Raw genomic sequence first — 13,530 nt, 5'->3', positions numbered from 1 at the left:
GGAAGGGACGCTTCGCGGTGCTGAACCCCAGCGAACTTTACGAGCTCACCGATGATCCGCCGGCGGCCGACCGGCCGGTGCTCGTGCACGCGCTGACGGGCTTCGTGGACGCCGGCAACGCCGCCCGCCTCGCCCGCGAGCACCTGCTCAGCGTCGGCTCGGCGCGCACGATCGCCACGTTCGACCTCGATCAGCTCTACGACTACCGCGGCCGGCGCCCCCCGATGCTGTTCGTCGAGGACCACTGGGAGCACTACGAGCAGCCCCAGCTGCTGCTGCGGGTGCTGCGCGACGCCACCGGCACCGAGTTCCTGCTGCTCGACGGGCCCGAGCCCGACCTGCAGTGGGAGCGGTTCACCGCGGCCGTGCTCGAGCTCATCGAGCGCTTCGACGTGCGGGCCACGGTCGGGCTCACCGCGATCCCGATGGCCGTGCCGCACACCCGCCCGACCGGCGTGACCGCGCACGGCACCAGCCGGGACCTCATCGCCGGCTTCGAGCCGTGGCTGCAGCGGGTGCAGGTGCCGGGCAGCGTCGGGAACCTGCTGGAGTACCGCATCGGCCAGCAGGACCGCGACGCGTTCGGCTTCGCGGTGCACGTGCCGCACTACGTGGCCCAGGCCGAGTTCCCGGCCGCCGCGGAGAAGCTGCTCTCGTGCCTGGCTGACGCGACCGGGCTGCGGGTTCCGATGGACCAGCTGCACGCCGCGGCCGACTCGGTGCGCGCGGAGATCGACGTGCAGATCGCCCAGGCCGACGAGGCCGCGTCGCTGGTGCGGGCGCTCGAGGAGCAGTACGACGCCTTCACCCGCGGCCGCACTGGCAACAACAACCTGCTGGCCGACTCCCCCGCCCCGCTGCCGACCGCGGACGAGATCGGCGCGGAGCTGGAGCGGTTCCTGGCCGAGCAGACCCGGGGCGACGAGCCGCCCAACCTGTGAGGCGGCGGCCTACCAGCTCGTGCCGGTGAGGCGCTCGTAGACCTCCACGTACCGGGCCCGGGTCAGGGCGACCACGTCGTCCGGCACCTCGGGCCCGGGAGCGGTCTTGTTCCAGCCGGTGGACAGCGACCAGTCGCGCACCTGCTGCTTGTCGAAGGAGAACTGGGTGCGGCCCGGCTCCCACTCGTCCAGCGGCCAGAAGCGCGACGAGTCCGGGGTGAGCACCTCGTCGCCCAGCACCACGGTGCCCGCGCGGTCGCGGCCGAACTCGAGCTTGGTGTCGGCGACCACGATCCCGCGCTCGGCGGCGAGGGCGGCTCCGCGCGAATACACCCGGAGCGTGAGCTCCCGCAGCTCCTCCGCGAGGTCCTTGCCGATCTCCTCGGTGACCTCGCCGAACGTCACGAACGCGTCGTGCTCGCCGGCCGGGGCCTTGGTCGTCGGGGTGAAGATCGGCTCCGGCAGGCGGTCCCCCTCGACGAGCCCGGGCGGCAGCTCGACGCCGGACACGGCACCGTGCGCGGTGTACTCCGACAATCCCTGCCCCGCGAGGTAGCCGCGCGCGATGCACTCGACCGGCAGCATCTCCAGCCGCTTGCAGCGGATCGCCCGCCCGGCGAACTCGGCCGGCACGTCGGTCGCGGAGATCACGTGGTTGGGCACGATGTCGGCGAGCTGCTCGAACCACCACAGCGACAGCCGGGTGAGCACGGCGCCCTTGTCCGGGATCGGCGTCGGCAGCACCACGTCGTAGACGGAGAGCCGGTCCGAGGCGACGAGGATGAGGTCGTCGCCGTCGGCGTACACGTCACGGACCTTGCCGGAATGCAGGAGTTCCACGCCGTCGAGCCTATCGGAGCGGCGTAGGGTGAGCTGCGTCACGACCATGTCGCCGACTGTCGCCGGAGGTCAGCATGCCCCTCGATCCCGCGAAGACCGCCATCGTCCTCATCGAGTACCAGAACGACTTCGTCTCCGAGGGTGGCGCGTTCCACGCCGCCGTCCAGGGCGTCATGGACAAGACCGGCATGATGGCCAACACGCGCAAGGCCGTCGCCGCCGCCCGGGCCGCCGGGGTGACGATCATCCACGCCCCGATCACCTTCGCGCCCGGGTACAACGAGATCACCTCGCATCCGTACGGCATTCTCAAGGGCGTCGTGGACGGCAACGCGTTCGTCAAGGGCGAGTGGGGCGCGCAGATCGTCGACGAGCTCGCGCCCCAGGCCGGGGACATCGTCGTGGAGGGCAAGCGCGGGCTGGACACGTTCGCCAGCACCAACCTCGACTTCATCCTGCGCAGCAAGGGCATCACCACCATCGCCATCGGCGGATTCCTCACCAACTGCTGCGTCGAGTCGACCATGCGGACCGGCTACGAGCACGGCTACCAGGTGATCACCCTGCAGGACTGCGTGGCGGCCACCTCGCAGGAGGAGCACGACAACGCGCTGAAGTACGACTTCCCGATGTTCTCGACACCGATGTCCGCGGACGACTTCGCGGGCCAGATCTAGCCCGCTTTGTAGTGGCGCAGGGCGAGGCCGCCGGCGAGCAGGAAGCTGGCGGCCAGCACCACCAGGTGCAGCGGGTGCGGGGCGTCGCCGGCCCACGCGGCCTGGACGGCCTGGCGGAACGCGCCCAGCGGGGTGAAGTCCCCGATCCTCGCCAGCACGCGCGGCAGGTACTCCACCGGCACGTACAGCCCGGCGAAGAACGCCGACGGGAACCACAGGGCGAGCGCGTACCCGGTGGCCGCCTTCGCGCTGCCCGCCACCGCCGCGACGAGCAGCCCGATCGGGAAGAGCCCGAGCACGCCCAGCAGGAACACCGGCCCCACGAGGGCCAGGTTCGGCACGTGCATGCCCAGCGCGGCGACGCCGATGACGAGCGTGAGCAGCGTCGAGAGCAGGACCACCCCGGCGTTCATCACGAGCTGGGCGCCGAGCAGGGCGGCCGGGCGCACCGGCGTGGTCGCGAACCGGCGCAGCACCCCGCGCTCGCGGTAGTTCGCCAGGACCGTCGGCAGCATGAAGAACGCCACCATCGCCATCGACACCATGATCGACATCGACGGGATGACGGTGTCGACGCCGCGCCGGCCGCCGAGCGCCGGGTCGGCCGTGTGCGCGCTGCCGGGCAGGCCGAACACGACCAGCAGGGCGACGGGCAGCAGGACGGTGAACATCGGGCCGGCGATCTCGCGCAGCATGAGCCGCGTCTCGATCACGGTCAGGCGGGTCAGGGCGCGCATGTCAGGACTCCTTGCCGGTCAGGGCCACGAAGGCGGATTCGAGGTCGGCCTGGACGATGTTCAGCTCGAGCGGGACGACCTGCTGGGCGGCCAGCGCCCGCGACACCTCGTGGGCGAGGTTGCCGCCGCCGGTGACGGTCCACAGGCCGTCGTCGACCGTCACCGAGCCGACGCCGGGCACCCCCGCCAGCTCGGCCGGGCCGGACGGGCGGAACGTGACCGTCACGCCCGCGGCGGCGCCGCGGATCAGCGCGCTCGGGGTGTCGACGGCGACGGTCCGGCCGTCGTCGATCACCGCGATCCGGTCGCACAGCCGCTCGGCCTCGTCCATGAAGTGCGTGACGAGCAGGACGGTCACGCCCCGGTCGCGGATATCCGAGATCAGCCGCCAGGTGTCGCGGCGGGCCTGGGGGTCCAGCCCGGTGGTCAGCTCGTCCAGGACCGCCACCTCCGGCGATCCGACCAGGGACAACGCGATCGACAGGCGCTGCTTCTGGCCGCCGGAGAGTTTCTTGTACTGCATGCCGCCGTGCTCCCCGAGCCCCAGCCGCTCCAGCAGCGGCCCGGTCGCGGCCGGCCGCTCGTAGAAGGACGCGAAGAGCTCCATCGCCTCCCGCACCCGGATGCGGTCGGGCAGCTGCGACTCCTGCAGCTGCACCCCGAGCCGCTGGCGCACCACCGGGTCGCTGGGCTCCCGGCCGAGCACCCGCACCGAGCCGCCGTCGGGCGTGCGCAGGCCCTCGACGCACTCGACCGTCGTGGTCTTGCCGGCGCCGTTGCGCCCGATGATGCCGAAGATCTCGCCGCGCTCGACGGCGAAGGTCACGTCCCGCACGGCCTCGCGGTCGCCGTACCGCTTCTGCAGGCCGCGCACGTCGATGACTGTCATACCGAGCACTCTCCCGGCTCCGGCGACCGGGCAGAATGACGCTGGATGCCGAGGCGGGGGTGCAGTTATCTGCACCCGGCACGGCAGCCAGGGCCGATGTGCGCGGCGACGGGGAAGGCGAGGCTCGATGGCATGACGTACTCCAGGGCGCTCGTCCGCAGCGCGCAGCTGCTCGGGATGACCGTGCTCACGTTCGCCCAGTTCGTGCTGACGGTCCTGCCGAGCGCCGTGGTCGTGGTCGCCCCCGGGATCGCCACGCGCCGGCTGACCAACCGCTGGCGGGCGCTGTTCGGCGACTGGCTCGGCCGCGAGATCCCGGTGCCGTACCAGCCCGAGCCGGAGCCGCCGCGGCCGGACGAGGAGGGGCTGTACCGCCACGACAACCAGCTCTACCGCTCGCCCCGCGTGCCCGCGTACCTGCGGCGGGTCGACTGGTTCGCCAAGGACCCCGCGCTCGCCCGCGACCTGACCTGGATGCTGTGGTTCCCGCTCGTCGTGCTGCTGGTGATCCCGCTGGGCCTGCCGGTCGCGCCGCGGGCCGTGGGCCTGGTCGCGCGGTGGAGCGAGGCCCGGCTGCGCCCGGTCGCCGGCCCGCGGCGCAGCCGGCCGAAGCGCTCCGACCGCATCCTGCTGGCGTGGGCCCGCTGCGGCCTGCTCGCGCTGAGCGCCGTGGTGCAGGTCGTCCTGTTCGCGCTCACGCTGGTGTGCTTCGTGCTCGGCTTCGGCCTCGGCCTGGTGTTCCTGATCCCGCTCGGCCTGACCCACTTCCGCTGGCTGGCGAACCTGCGCCGGGAGTGGGCGGCCTGGGCCGATGTCGCCATCGAGCCGCCCTACACCTCCCGCAAGCGCCCGGAGCTGCGCCCGGACGGCCTGTACCGGGTGGACCGCAGCCTCTACAAGACCGCGGGCATGGCCGAGTTCAACGCGCGCTGGCAGTGGATCTGGCACGACGCCGCCTCGTGGCGGGACCTGCTGTGGCTCGTCGCCGACGCGCTCGTGGTCGGGGTCGTGGCCGGCGTCCCGGTCGCGGCCGGGATCTACGGCGCCTGGTGGCTGGCGCTGCCCTGGGTGTGGACGCAGTGGTTCGGGGCGGAGTCGAGCCGGTGGTACGGCGCCCTCGACGGCCACCGCACCGCCGGCCTCGTCGCCGGCCTCGCGCTCGTCGCCGCCTCCTTCGCGCTGGCCCCCGTCGCGGTGGGGCTCGCCTCGCGCTGGAGCGCCGTCCTGCTGCGCCCGACCGCGAAGGAGCAGCTGCGGCGGCGGGTCGAGCGGCTCACCCAGACCCGGGCCGACGCCGTCGACGCGCAGGCCGCCGAGGTGCGCCGCATCGAGCGCGACCTGCACGACGGCGCCCAGGCGCGGCTCATCTCGGTCGGGCTCACCCTGGGCGCGATCGAGCGGCTCATGGACACCGACCCGGACGCGGCCCGCAAGCTCGTCGCCCAGGCCCGCGAGACCTCGCAGACGGCGCTGAGCGAGCTGCGCGCCCTCGTCCGCGGCATCCACCCGCCGGTGCTGTCCGAGCGCGGCCTGCCCGACGCCGTGCGCGCCCTCGCCCTGGACACCGCGGCCGACGTCACCGTCACCGGCCGCCTCGCCGGGCGGCCGGAGGCCCCGGTCGAGTCCGCGGCCTACTTCGCGGTCAGCGAGCTGCTCGCCAACGCGGTCCGCCACGGCCACGCCGCGCACATCATGGTGCACATCGCCTTCGCCGACGGCCTGCTGCGCATCACCGTGACCGACGACGGCGACGGCGGCGCGGACCCGTCGCGCGGCACCGGGCTGCGCGGGATCGAGCGGCGGTTGGGTACCTTCGACGGGACGCTCGCCCTGCACAGCCCCGCGGGCGGGCCGACCGTAGCCTCCCTGGAGCTGCCGTGCGCGTTGTCCTCGCCGAAGACCTCTACCTCCTGAGGGACGGTCTGGTCCTGCTGTTGCAGAGCCACGGCTTCGAGATCGTGGCGGCCGTCGACACCGGACCGGACCTGCTCGCCGCCCTGCTGGAGCACCGGCCCGACGTCGCCGTCGTCGACGTGCGGCTGCCGCCGAGCTTCACCGACGAGGGCCTGCAGGCCGCCCTGGCCGCCCGCCGTGAGGTGCCCGGCCTGCCCGTGCTCGTGCTCTCGCAGCACGTCGAGCAGCTCTACGCCCGGGAGCTGCTGGCCGACGGCACCGGCGCGGTGGGCTACCTGCTCAAGGACCGCGTGTTCAACGCGGACCAGTTCGTCGACGCGGTGCGGCGGGTGGCCGGCGGCGGCACCGTCATGGACCCGTCGGTGATCGCGAAGCTGGTGGCCCGGCCGACGCCGCAGACGGGCACCCTGACGCCGCGCGAGCGCGAGGTGCTGACGCTGATGGCGGAGGGCCGCTCGAACGCGGCGATCGCCAAGCAGCTGTTCCTGTCGGAGAGCGCGGTGAACAAGCACATCGCGAGCATCTTCGGCAAACTGAACCTGCCGATCTCGGACGACGACAACCGCCGCGTGCTGGCCGTGCTCGCACACCTCCAGGGGGCGTGATGCGATAAATCCCGATCGCTGCCGCGATCAGGATTTATCGGACATATCACGATTTAGACGGCCAGGACGATCTTGCCGCGGCCGTGGCCGGTCTCGATCTCGCGATGCGCGTCGGCGGCCTCGGCGAGCGGGTAGACGCGGCGCACGTGCCACTGGGTGCGGCCGGAGGCGTACAGGTCGATCAGCTCGGCCAGTGCCTCGTTGCTGCGCCGGCCCTGGATGCTGCCCAGCCCCAGCTCCTCGATGCGGTCGTGCGCGACGAGGGTGATGATCCGCTTGCGGTCGGGGACGAGCGCCAGCGACGTCTCCAGGGCCTCTCCCCCGGCGCCGTCGACGGCGGCCGTCACGCCCTGCGGCGCGAGGGCGCGGACCCGGTCCGGCAGGCCGGGGCCGTACACCACGGGAATCGCGCCCAGCGAGCGCACATAGTCCTGGTTGGCCTCGCTCGCCGTGCCGATGACCGTGGCGCCCAGGATCCGGGCGAGCTGCACGCCGGCCGTGCCGGTCGCGCCCGCCGCGGCGTTGATGAGCACGGTGTCGCCCGGCCCGGCCCCGATCGCCGAGAGCGCCAGGCGGGCCGTCTGCCAGCCGGCCGTGAAGCCGCCCGCGACCTCCCACGGCACGCTCGCCGGCTTGGGGGTCACCTGGTCCTCGGGCACCACGATCCACTCGGCGTACGCGTTGAACACGCTGAACCCGAGCACCTCCGAGCCCACCGGCACGGCGTCGGTGCCCTGGTCGACGACGCCGGCGAACTCGTTGCCGGGGATCTGCGGGAGCGTGACAGCGGCGTAGGGCGGGACCCAGCCGCGGCGCAGCCCCGCGTCGAACGGCTGGACGCCCGCGAAGCGCACGCGGACCCGGACCTGACCGGGTCCGGCCTGCGGCTCGGGCAGGTCGTGGAGGCGAAGGACGTCGGGCGGACCGGGTTCGGCGAACGCAGCGGCTCTCATGAGCAACGACTGTGCGACCTGAAGCGCGCTTGAGGTCAATGGGGTACCGTGCTTCCGCGCCGAAGTTCTCAGGGAGTCGACGATGGTGAACGCGAAGGACTGGGTCGTTGTCGGTCTCGACAACGGCGGCACCGCGAACAACGCTACGGTGCTCGACCACGAGGGCTCGTTCCTGGTGGACGGGCTCGTCGAGGTGCCGAGCCGGGTGCTCGACGGCCCCGAGGCGGCCGTGGAGTCGCTCGCCGGGGCGTTCGACAACATCCTCGCGGTGACCAAGGTCGACCGCTCCCGCGTGGTCGCCGTCGGCCTGGACACGCCCGGCCCGGCCAGCGCCGACGGGGTCATCTCGTCCAAGGGCGCGACGAACTTCTCCCAGCCGGCCTGGTGGGGCTACGACTTCCGCGGCGCGCTCGAGCGGCGGCTCGGCCTGCCCGTCGTCTACAACAACGACGGCAACGCGGCCGCCCTCTACGCGCATCACGTGTACTTCGGGCCGGCCGCCGACATCAAGTCCTCGGTCTCGGCGATCGTCGGCACCGGCCTCGGCGGCGGCGTCATCGAGCAGGGCAAGGTCATCCGGGGCGCGGCCGGCATGGCCGGCGAGCTCGGGCACGTGCACATCCCGATGCACGGCCTGCTGGAGGAGGGCCAGCCGCTGCCGTCCTGCGGGTGCGGCTTCCTCGGCGACGTGGAGAGCGTCTCGTCGCTCACCGGGATCGTGCGCAACCTGCTGCCGTACTGGCTCACCCGCTTCCCCGACCACCCGCTGCACGGCGCCGATTCCCTCAAGTCCGCCGCGAAGCAGGTCCGCTCCTACGCCGAGCGGGGCGACGAGCTGGCCCTGCACATCTTCGAGCAGCAGGCGATGGGGCTCGGCCGCCTGTTCACGATCGCCGCGAACTTCACCGACCCCGACTGCTACTTCGTCGGCGGCGGCGTGGTGGAGGCGGCACCCCACTTCCGCGACTGGTTCCTGGGCCGGGTGCGCGAGCACACGCTGCTGCGCGAGGAGCAGGCCGCGGTGGCCGAGTTCTCGCTGGTGCCGGAGCGCGATATGGCGGGCGCGCGGGGCGCGGCCATCGCCGCGGCGGGGACGGTCGTCGCTTGATATGTCGGGCGCTGCGCGCCACGACATATCCGCATTTTTCTCCCGGCGCCGCTTATCCGAGCGTTGCCCGGTGTCGCCGTCTCAGGCGGTCTCGACCGGGACCGGGGCCCGGGGAACGTTCTCGGCCGTCAGGTTGAGCACGCCCTTGTCGTCACGCTGCCAGCGGCGGCCGCTCGCGTCGGTGAAGCGCAGCTCCACGTGCATGTCGGCCGACGGCGCGAGCCGGATGGTGCCGTCGTCGTTGATGCGGTCCCGGTCGACAGGGCCGTCGGTCTGCTCCTGGTCGAACCCGGCGTACACCTCGGGCTGCTCCCCCGGCGGCACGATCCGCACCCGGCGGATCGCCGTCCACGCGGCGGGCGGGTCGTGGAAGACGATCTCGACGTCGTACACCGGCGCCTGCCCGGCGTTGCGCACCGCCGCCCCGACGACGCCGCGCGTGATGATCTTCTCGAACGTCTCGCGCTCGCTGACCGCCCACGCGCAGACGCGTTCGGCGTCGCGCCGGTCGTCGGCGAGGCGGTACAGCGCGGCCAGCTCGCCGACAGCGCTCGCGGCCTGGCGGGCGGCCTGCAGCGCGGCCCAGCCGAGGCAGACGGCGCCCCCGGCGACGAGCACGGCGAGGATCGCGGCGACGAGTAGCCCCACGTTCGCCAACGTACCGGCTCGATACCGACCATCGGCGGCTTTTCCCAGATAAACGACATATCGCCTGACGGGGCATAAGTCCGAAAAGTCGCGGCGCGGAGCGCCCGACTTTTCGCTCCTCGCGACGCCGAGCGCCCGGCATTTCGCTCCTCGCGGGAAGTCGCGGCGCAGAGCGCCCGGCATTTCGCTCCTCGCGGGAAGTCGCGGCGCAGAGCGCCCGGCATTTCGCTCCTCGCGGGAAGTCGCGGCGCAGAGCGCCCGGCTTTTCGCTCCTCGCGGGAAGTCGCGGCGCAGAGCGCCCGGCATTTCGCTCCTCGCGCGAGTGTCGAGCACAATCGGGAATGTGAGCAACCTGGAGGGGCAGCCGGCCGAGGTCGAGCTGCCGGTCGACACCGATGCCGCGCCGTGCGCCGAGCTGCTCGAGGGGCGCGACGTGCCGCTCGGGCGGTACACCGTCGTGCGCCGCAGCCTGCCGAACAAGTCGCGGCGGACCGTCGGGGCGTGGTGCTTTCTCGACCACTTCGGGCCCGAGGACATCACCGGGACGCCGGGCATGCGGGTCCCGCCGCATCCGCACATCGGGCTGCAGACCGTGAGCTGGCTGATGAGCGGCGAGGTGCGCCACCGCGACAGCCTCGGCTCCGATCAGGTCATCGTCCCGGGGCAGCTCAACATCATGACGTCCGGGCGCGGCATCGCGCACTCCGAGAACTCGCCGACCGCCCGGCCGCCGATCCTGCACGGCCTGCAGCTGTGGGTCGCGCTGCCGGAGGGCGAGCGGCACCGGGCGCCCGCGTTCCAGCACATCGCGGACCTGCCCGAGCTCGCCGACGGCGGCACCCGGATCATCGTCGCGGTCGGGGAGCTCGAGGGCGCGCGGTCGCCCGCCGAGGTGCACACCGAGCTGCTCGGGGCCGACGTCCGGCTGGCCGGGGGCGCCGACATCGCCGTACGGGCCGACTTCGAGCACGCGGTCGTCGTCACCGAGGGGGTCGCCCGGGTCGAGGGGGTGCGGGTGGCGCCGGGGTCGCTGCTGTACCTCGGGGCCCGCCGCGACCGCCTCCGGCTCGAGGCCGAGGACGGCGCGCGGCTGTTCCTGCTCGGCGGGGTGCCGTTCGAGGAGGACCTGGTGATGTGGTGGAACTTCGTGGGCCGCTCGCACGAGGAGATCGTCGAGGCCCGCGAGGACTGGACGCGCGGCGCGGACCGCTTCGGCGTCGTGCCCGGGGGCGAGGAACCGCTCCCCGCCCCCGGGCTGCCCACGACCCGGTTGATGCCCCGGCCGCGGTACCGCCGCTAAAGCAGTTTCCACAGATGGTCGGCGGTGCCGTTGTCGGTGAACTGCACCACCTGGGCGCTGTTCGCCGTCGACATGCCGGACACGCCGAGCACCTTCAGGCTGTGCTGGACCTGAATCCGCACCCAGCCGTCGCCGTTGTCGACGAGCCGCCACAGGTGATCCGCGCTGCCGTTGTCCTCATACTGCTGGACCAGCGCGCCGTCGGCCGTCGACATGTTCTGCACGGCCAGGAGCTTCCCGCTGTTCTGGTTCTGGATTTTGTACCACCCTGAGCCCGCGTCGATCAGGCGCCAGTTGTGGTCCGCCGTCCCGTTGTCGTCGAACTGCACGACATTGGCGCTGTTCGCCGTCGACATGCCCGCGACACCCAGCACCTTGAGGCTGTTCTTGTTCTGGATGCGCTTCCAGGAGATGGGGGCCGTGGTGCCCTCGACGCGCATCTCCAGCATGCCGCCCGAGAAGCCGGCCTTGAGCTGGACGACCACGCGCAGGGCCGACGTGGTGATCGCGTTGAAGGTGACCCGGTTGAAGGTGTTCAGCGCGGTCCCGTACGCCGAGGCCCCGCTCACCGCCGTCCACTGCCCGGAGGCGTTGAGGTACTGCACCTGCCACGACTGCGGCACGCGACACTGCCCGGCGCCGGTGTCGTCGAACCAGTACACGGAGACCGCACCGGTGTTGATCGGCGTCGCGTAGGACAGTTGCGCCCACTCGCTCGTGCCGAGGTGGTCCCACCAGGTCAGCCGCGGGATGGACTGGTCGCCGGAGCCGCTCGGGACCTTGCCGTCGTTGATCGCCCCGACGCTGTCGCCGCCCCAGCACCACGACGCCGAGGCCGTCGCCGGGATCGACCACTCGATCGCGTCCGAGCCGTCGCTGATGCGCGGGAACGTCGTGATGCGCACGCGCTGCGCGCCCATCGGCAGCAGGGTCACGGTCTCGTTGGGCTGGGTCGAGCGGGCCGGGCTCTGCTGCAGCGTGCGGACGATCCCCTCGGCGTCGGCCTGCCAGTTGGGGATCTTGCGCCCGGTGGCGGTCAGCGAGATCGGGGCGCCGTCGCGGGTGAACGGGTTCGCGGCCAGCGGGCCGGACTTGCGGGTGACGGTGACCGCGGGGTTGTTCGGGTCCAGCAGGAGCCCGTAGTTCCAGGCGGCGTCCGTGTACACCTCGTTGCTGGGCCACGCGTCGGTGCCGCCGATGCGCGACCAGCGCTCCGGGATCGACAGCGAGAAGGTCAGCGGGCCGTTGTCGACGCTGACCGCGTTGCCGTTCTTGGCCCAGGTGCGCACCGTCGTGCGCATCGGCAGCGTGACGGTGACCTTGTCCCCGTTGTTGAAGGTCTGGTCGAGGATGACGAACGAGCCCGGCTGCAGCGTGCCGGTGACCAGGGTGCCGTTGACCCGGACCTGGGCACCCGTGGACCAGCCGGGGATCCGCAGGTACAGCGGGAAACTCACGGCCCCGGGCGTGCCCAGCGTGAACGTGATCGTGTCGCTGAACGGGTAGTCGGTGTCCTCGGTGATCGTGACGGTGGTGCCGTTCGCGCCGACCTTGGCGGTCACCTGCGAGGCGCCGTACATCGAGGCGCACAGGCCGTTGTCCCACGTGCCGAACCACAGCTCCTGGGCGTAGTACGGCCAGCCCATGCCGTAGTTGTGCGGGCAGCACCGGTAGTTGTGGATGCCGAGCATGTACGCCAGCATCGGGAAGCCGTTCTGGAACTGCCCCTGCGTCAGCGTGCGGTTGGTGAGCGCGATGCTGTTCGCGCAGCTGATGTAGTGGATGCCCTTCTGGGCGGGGTCGAGCGCGGCGGGCAGCGAGTTGAACGCGAGATCCTCGCAGCGGTCCAGCCACACGGAGTCGCCGGTCATCCGGGCGAGCATCTGGTGGCTGTGCATGAACTCGACGATGCCGCAGGTCTCGAAGCCCTGGCGGGGGTCGGTGTAGCCGGTGCGGCAGTTCTCGTCGCCGGCGAAGCCGCCGCCGGGGAAGTTGCCGTAGAGCCCCATCACCGTGTTGTAGTCGTTGTACGTGGCCTGCTGGAACTTCGGGTCGGTGTCGAGCAGCCCGTACTGGGCCGGCTCCCGGAACCCCTGGGCCAGGTTGACGTTGTGCCAGTTCGGGATGCCGTTGGTGTAGTCGGCCGAGCCCGCGTGGATCTTGCGCACGAGGTCGAGCAGCCAGCTCTCGCCGATACGGTTGTAGAGCCAGTAGATGCTGTCGATGTTGTCGCCCCAGCGCAGGGCGGCCCAGCTGCGGTTGAACACGGCAGCCGGCTGGGCGTTCTGGAACTGGAAGTACTTGCGCATGAACGGCACCACGCGGGTGTCGCCGCTGTACTCCGCGAACGAGCGCAGCGCGTCGAGCAGCGGCATGTGCGGCCAGAAGTCCGGGCCGCCCTCGAGGCTCGTGCGCAGGCTGTCCGGCCCGAAGAAGCCGTCGGCGGCCTGGTTGGCGATGATGCCGTCGATCCACTGGCGGGCGAGGGTGAGGATGCGCGTGTTGCCGGTGACGTACCCCAGGTCGCCGAAGCCGCGCAGCCAGTACGGCAGCTCCTCCCAGGCGCCCTTGGTCTTGTCGACCCAGCCGCAGTTGGCGTACACCAGGTAGTCGGAGACCTCGGTCATCCGCCCGCACAGGCCGTCGGCCTCGATGTTGAGCTGGTTGCGAATCCACCCGCGCGGCTGCACGGCCCCCGAGGGCAGCTTCAGGAACGGGGTGGCCTTGAGCGGGGCGAGGTTCGGCGAGTACTGCCCGGTGCGCGCCCCGGCCGTGACGGTCTTGCTGGTGCGCACGGCGGCGTTCGCGACCCCGGCGACGGCGGTGCTGAGCGCGATCGCGCCGCCGGTGACGACGGCCCCTCGCGCGACGAAGGTCCTACGGTCCACGATCGGACTCCTTTGCTCCTGGCGGGGAAC

At 72.0% G+C, this 13,530-nt stretch carries 12 protein-coding genes; 6 read left to right on the top strand and 6 right to left on the bottom strand.

What is annotated here, in order from left to right:
* Window positions 1-17 precede the first annotated feature (17 nt).
* Window positions 18-941, top strand: coding sequence for a proteasome assembly chaperone family protein (locus AC6JBM_RS53865; RefSeq protein ID WP_497981203.1), 924 nt, complete (start codon window positions 18-20; stop codon window positions 939-941).
* A 9-nt stretch (window positions 942-950) separates the two neighbouring features.
* Here the strand turns inward: AC6JBM_RS53865 and AC6JBM_RS53860 are convergent, their stop codons facing one another.
* The gene (locus AC6JBM_RS53860; protein WP_350617399.1) at window positions 951-1,781 is read right to left on the bottom strand and encodes a phosphoribosylaminoimidazolesuccinocarboxamide synthase; all 831 of its coding nucleotides are present in this window, start codon (window positions 1,779-1,781) and stop codon (window positions 951-953) included.
* 74 nt (window positions 1,782-1,855) lie between these two features.
* Between AC6JBM_RS53860 and AC6JBM_RS53855 the strand changes: the two genes are divergently transcribed.
* Complete coding sequence (locus tag AC6JBM_RS53855) at window positions 1,856-2,458, top strand: cysteine hydrolase family protein (RefSeq protein WP_497981202.1); 603 nt, start codon at window positions 1,856-1,858, stop codon at window positions 2,456-2,458.
* Here AC6JBM_RS53855 and AC6JBM_RS53850 read toward each other — a convergent pair.
* Both AC6JBM_RS53850 and AC6JBM_RS53845 read right to left on the bottom strand, forming a co-directional pair.
* Window positions 2,455-3,195 (bottom strand): ABC transporter permease, encoded by a 741-nt coding sequence (locus AC6JBM_RS53850; protein ID WP_497981201.1) that lies wholly within the window; start codon window positions 3,193-3,195, stop codon window positions 2,455-2,457. The two genes, AC6JBM_RS53855 and AC6JBM_RS53850, sit on opposite strands and share 4 nt — an antisense overlap.
* Before the next feature lies 1 nt (window position 3,196).
* A complete protein-coding gene (locus AC6JBM_RS53845) occupies window positions 3,197-4,084 on the bottom strand; it encodes an ABC transporter ATP-binding protein (protein WP_497981200.1) in 888 nt (295 codons plus the stop codon).
* A 132-nt stretch (window positions 4,085-4,216) separates the two neighbouring features.
* On the opposite strand from AC6JBM_RS53845, the gene AC6JBM_RS53840 reads away from it, so the two are divergent.
* Complete coding sequence (locus AC6JBM_RS53840) at window positions 4,217-5,998, top strand: sensor histidine kinase (protein ID WP_497981199.1); 1,782 nt, start codon at window positions 4,217-4,219, stop codon at window positions 5,996-5,998.
* Window positions 5,962-6,603: a LuxR C-terminal-related transcriptional regulator gene (locus AC6JBM_RS53835; protein ID WP_350617388.1), complete on the top strand. Its 642-nt coding sequence runs from the start codon at window positions 5,962-5,964 to the stop codon at window positions 6,601-6,603. Before AC6JBM_RS53840 ends, AC6JBM_RS53835 begins: the two co-directional genes overlap by 37 nt.
* A 53-nt stretch (window positions 6,604-6,656) precedes the next feature.
* Here AC6JBM_RS53835 and AC6JBM_RS53830 read toward each other — a convergent pair whose 3' ends face one another.
* A complete protein-coding gene (locus tag AC6JBM_RS53830) occupies window positions 6,657-7,556 on the bottom strand; it encodes an NADP-dependent oxidoreductase (RefSeq protein WP_497981198.1) in 900 nt (299 codons plus the stop codon).
* Between the two features lie 82 nt (window positions 7,557-7,638).
* Here AC6JBM_RS53830 and AC6JBM_RS53825 point away from each other — a divergent pair, with 82 nt between their 5' ends.
* Complete coding sequence (locus tag AC6JBM_RS53825; RefSeq protein WP_497981197.1) at window positions 7,639-8,664, top strand: ROK family protein; 1,026 nt, start codon at window positions 7,639-7,641, stop codon at window positions 8,662-8,664.
* 81 nt (window positions 8,665-8,745) lie between these two features.
* On the opposite strand, the gene AC6JBM_RS53820 is transcribed toward AC6JBM_RS53825, so the two are convergent.
* Complete coding sequence (locus AC6JBM_RS53820) at window positions 8,746-9,312, bottom strand: hypothetical protein (protein ID WP_497981196.1); 567 nt, start codon at window positions 9,310-9,312, stop codon at window positions 8,746-8,748.
* Window positions 9,313-9,655: 343 nt separating this feature from the next.
* Here AC6JBM_RS53820 and AC6JBM_RS53815 point away from each other — a divergent pair, with 343 nt between their 5' ends.
* Window positions 9,656-10,612, top strand: a complete 957-nt coding sequence (locus AC6JBM_RS53815; protein ID WP_497981195.1) for a pirin family protein — start codon at window positions 9,656-9,658, stop codon at window positions 10,610-10,612.
* Here the strand turns inward: AC6JBM_RS53815 and AC6JBM_RS53810 are convergent.
* Window positions 10,609-13,500 carry an RICIN domain-containing protein gene (locus tag AC6JBM_RS53810; RefSeq protein ID WP_497981194.1) on the bottom strand — a complete coding sequence of 964 codons (2,892 nt, stop codon included), beginning with the start codon at window positions 13,498-13,500 and terminating at the stop codon, window positions 10,609-10,611. The two genes, AC6JBM_RS53815 and AC6JBM_RS53810, sit on opposite strands and share 4 nt — an antisense overlap.
* Window positions 13,501-13,530 lie beyond the last annotated feature (30 nt).

The sequence above is a fragment of the Dactylosporangium thailandense genome (genome assembly GCF_059739745.1).
The sequence above is the reverse complement of the archived record's forward strand: the minus strand, read 5'-3'. Positions and strand labels throughout refer to the sequence as shown.

Bases quoted from the DNA above. Each gene is read 5' to 3' on its own strand.
- AC6JBM_RS53855 (WP_497981202.1), top strand. From the start codon at position 1,856: ATGCCCCTCGATCCCGCGAAGACCGCCATCGTCCTCATCGAGTACCAG.
- AC6JBM_RS53850 (WP_497981201.1), bottom strand. From the start codon at position 3,195: ATGCGCGCCCTGACCCGCCTGACCGTGATCGAGACGCGGCTCATGCTG.
- AC6JBM_RS53845 (WP_497981200.1), bottom strand. From the start codon at position 4,084: ATGACAGTCATCGACGTGCGCGGCCTGCAGAAGCGGTACGGCGACCGC.
- AC6JBM_RS53840 (WP_497981199.1), top strand. From the start codon at position 4,217: ATGACGTACTCCAGGGCGCTCGTCCGCAGCGCGCAGCTGCTCGGGATG.
- AC6JBM_RS53830 (WP_497981198.1), bottom strand. From the start codon at position 7,556: ATGAGAGCCGCTGCGTTCGCCGAACCCGGTCCGCCCGACGTCCTTCGC.
- AC6JBM_RS53825 (WP_497981197.1), top strand. From the start codon at position 7,639: ATGGTGAACGCGAAGGACTGGGTCGTTGTCGGTCTCGACAACGGCGGC.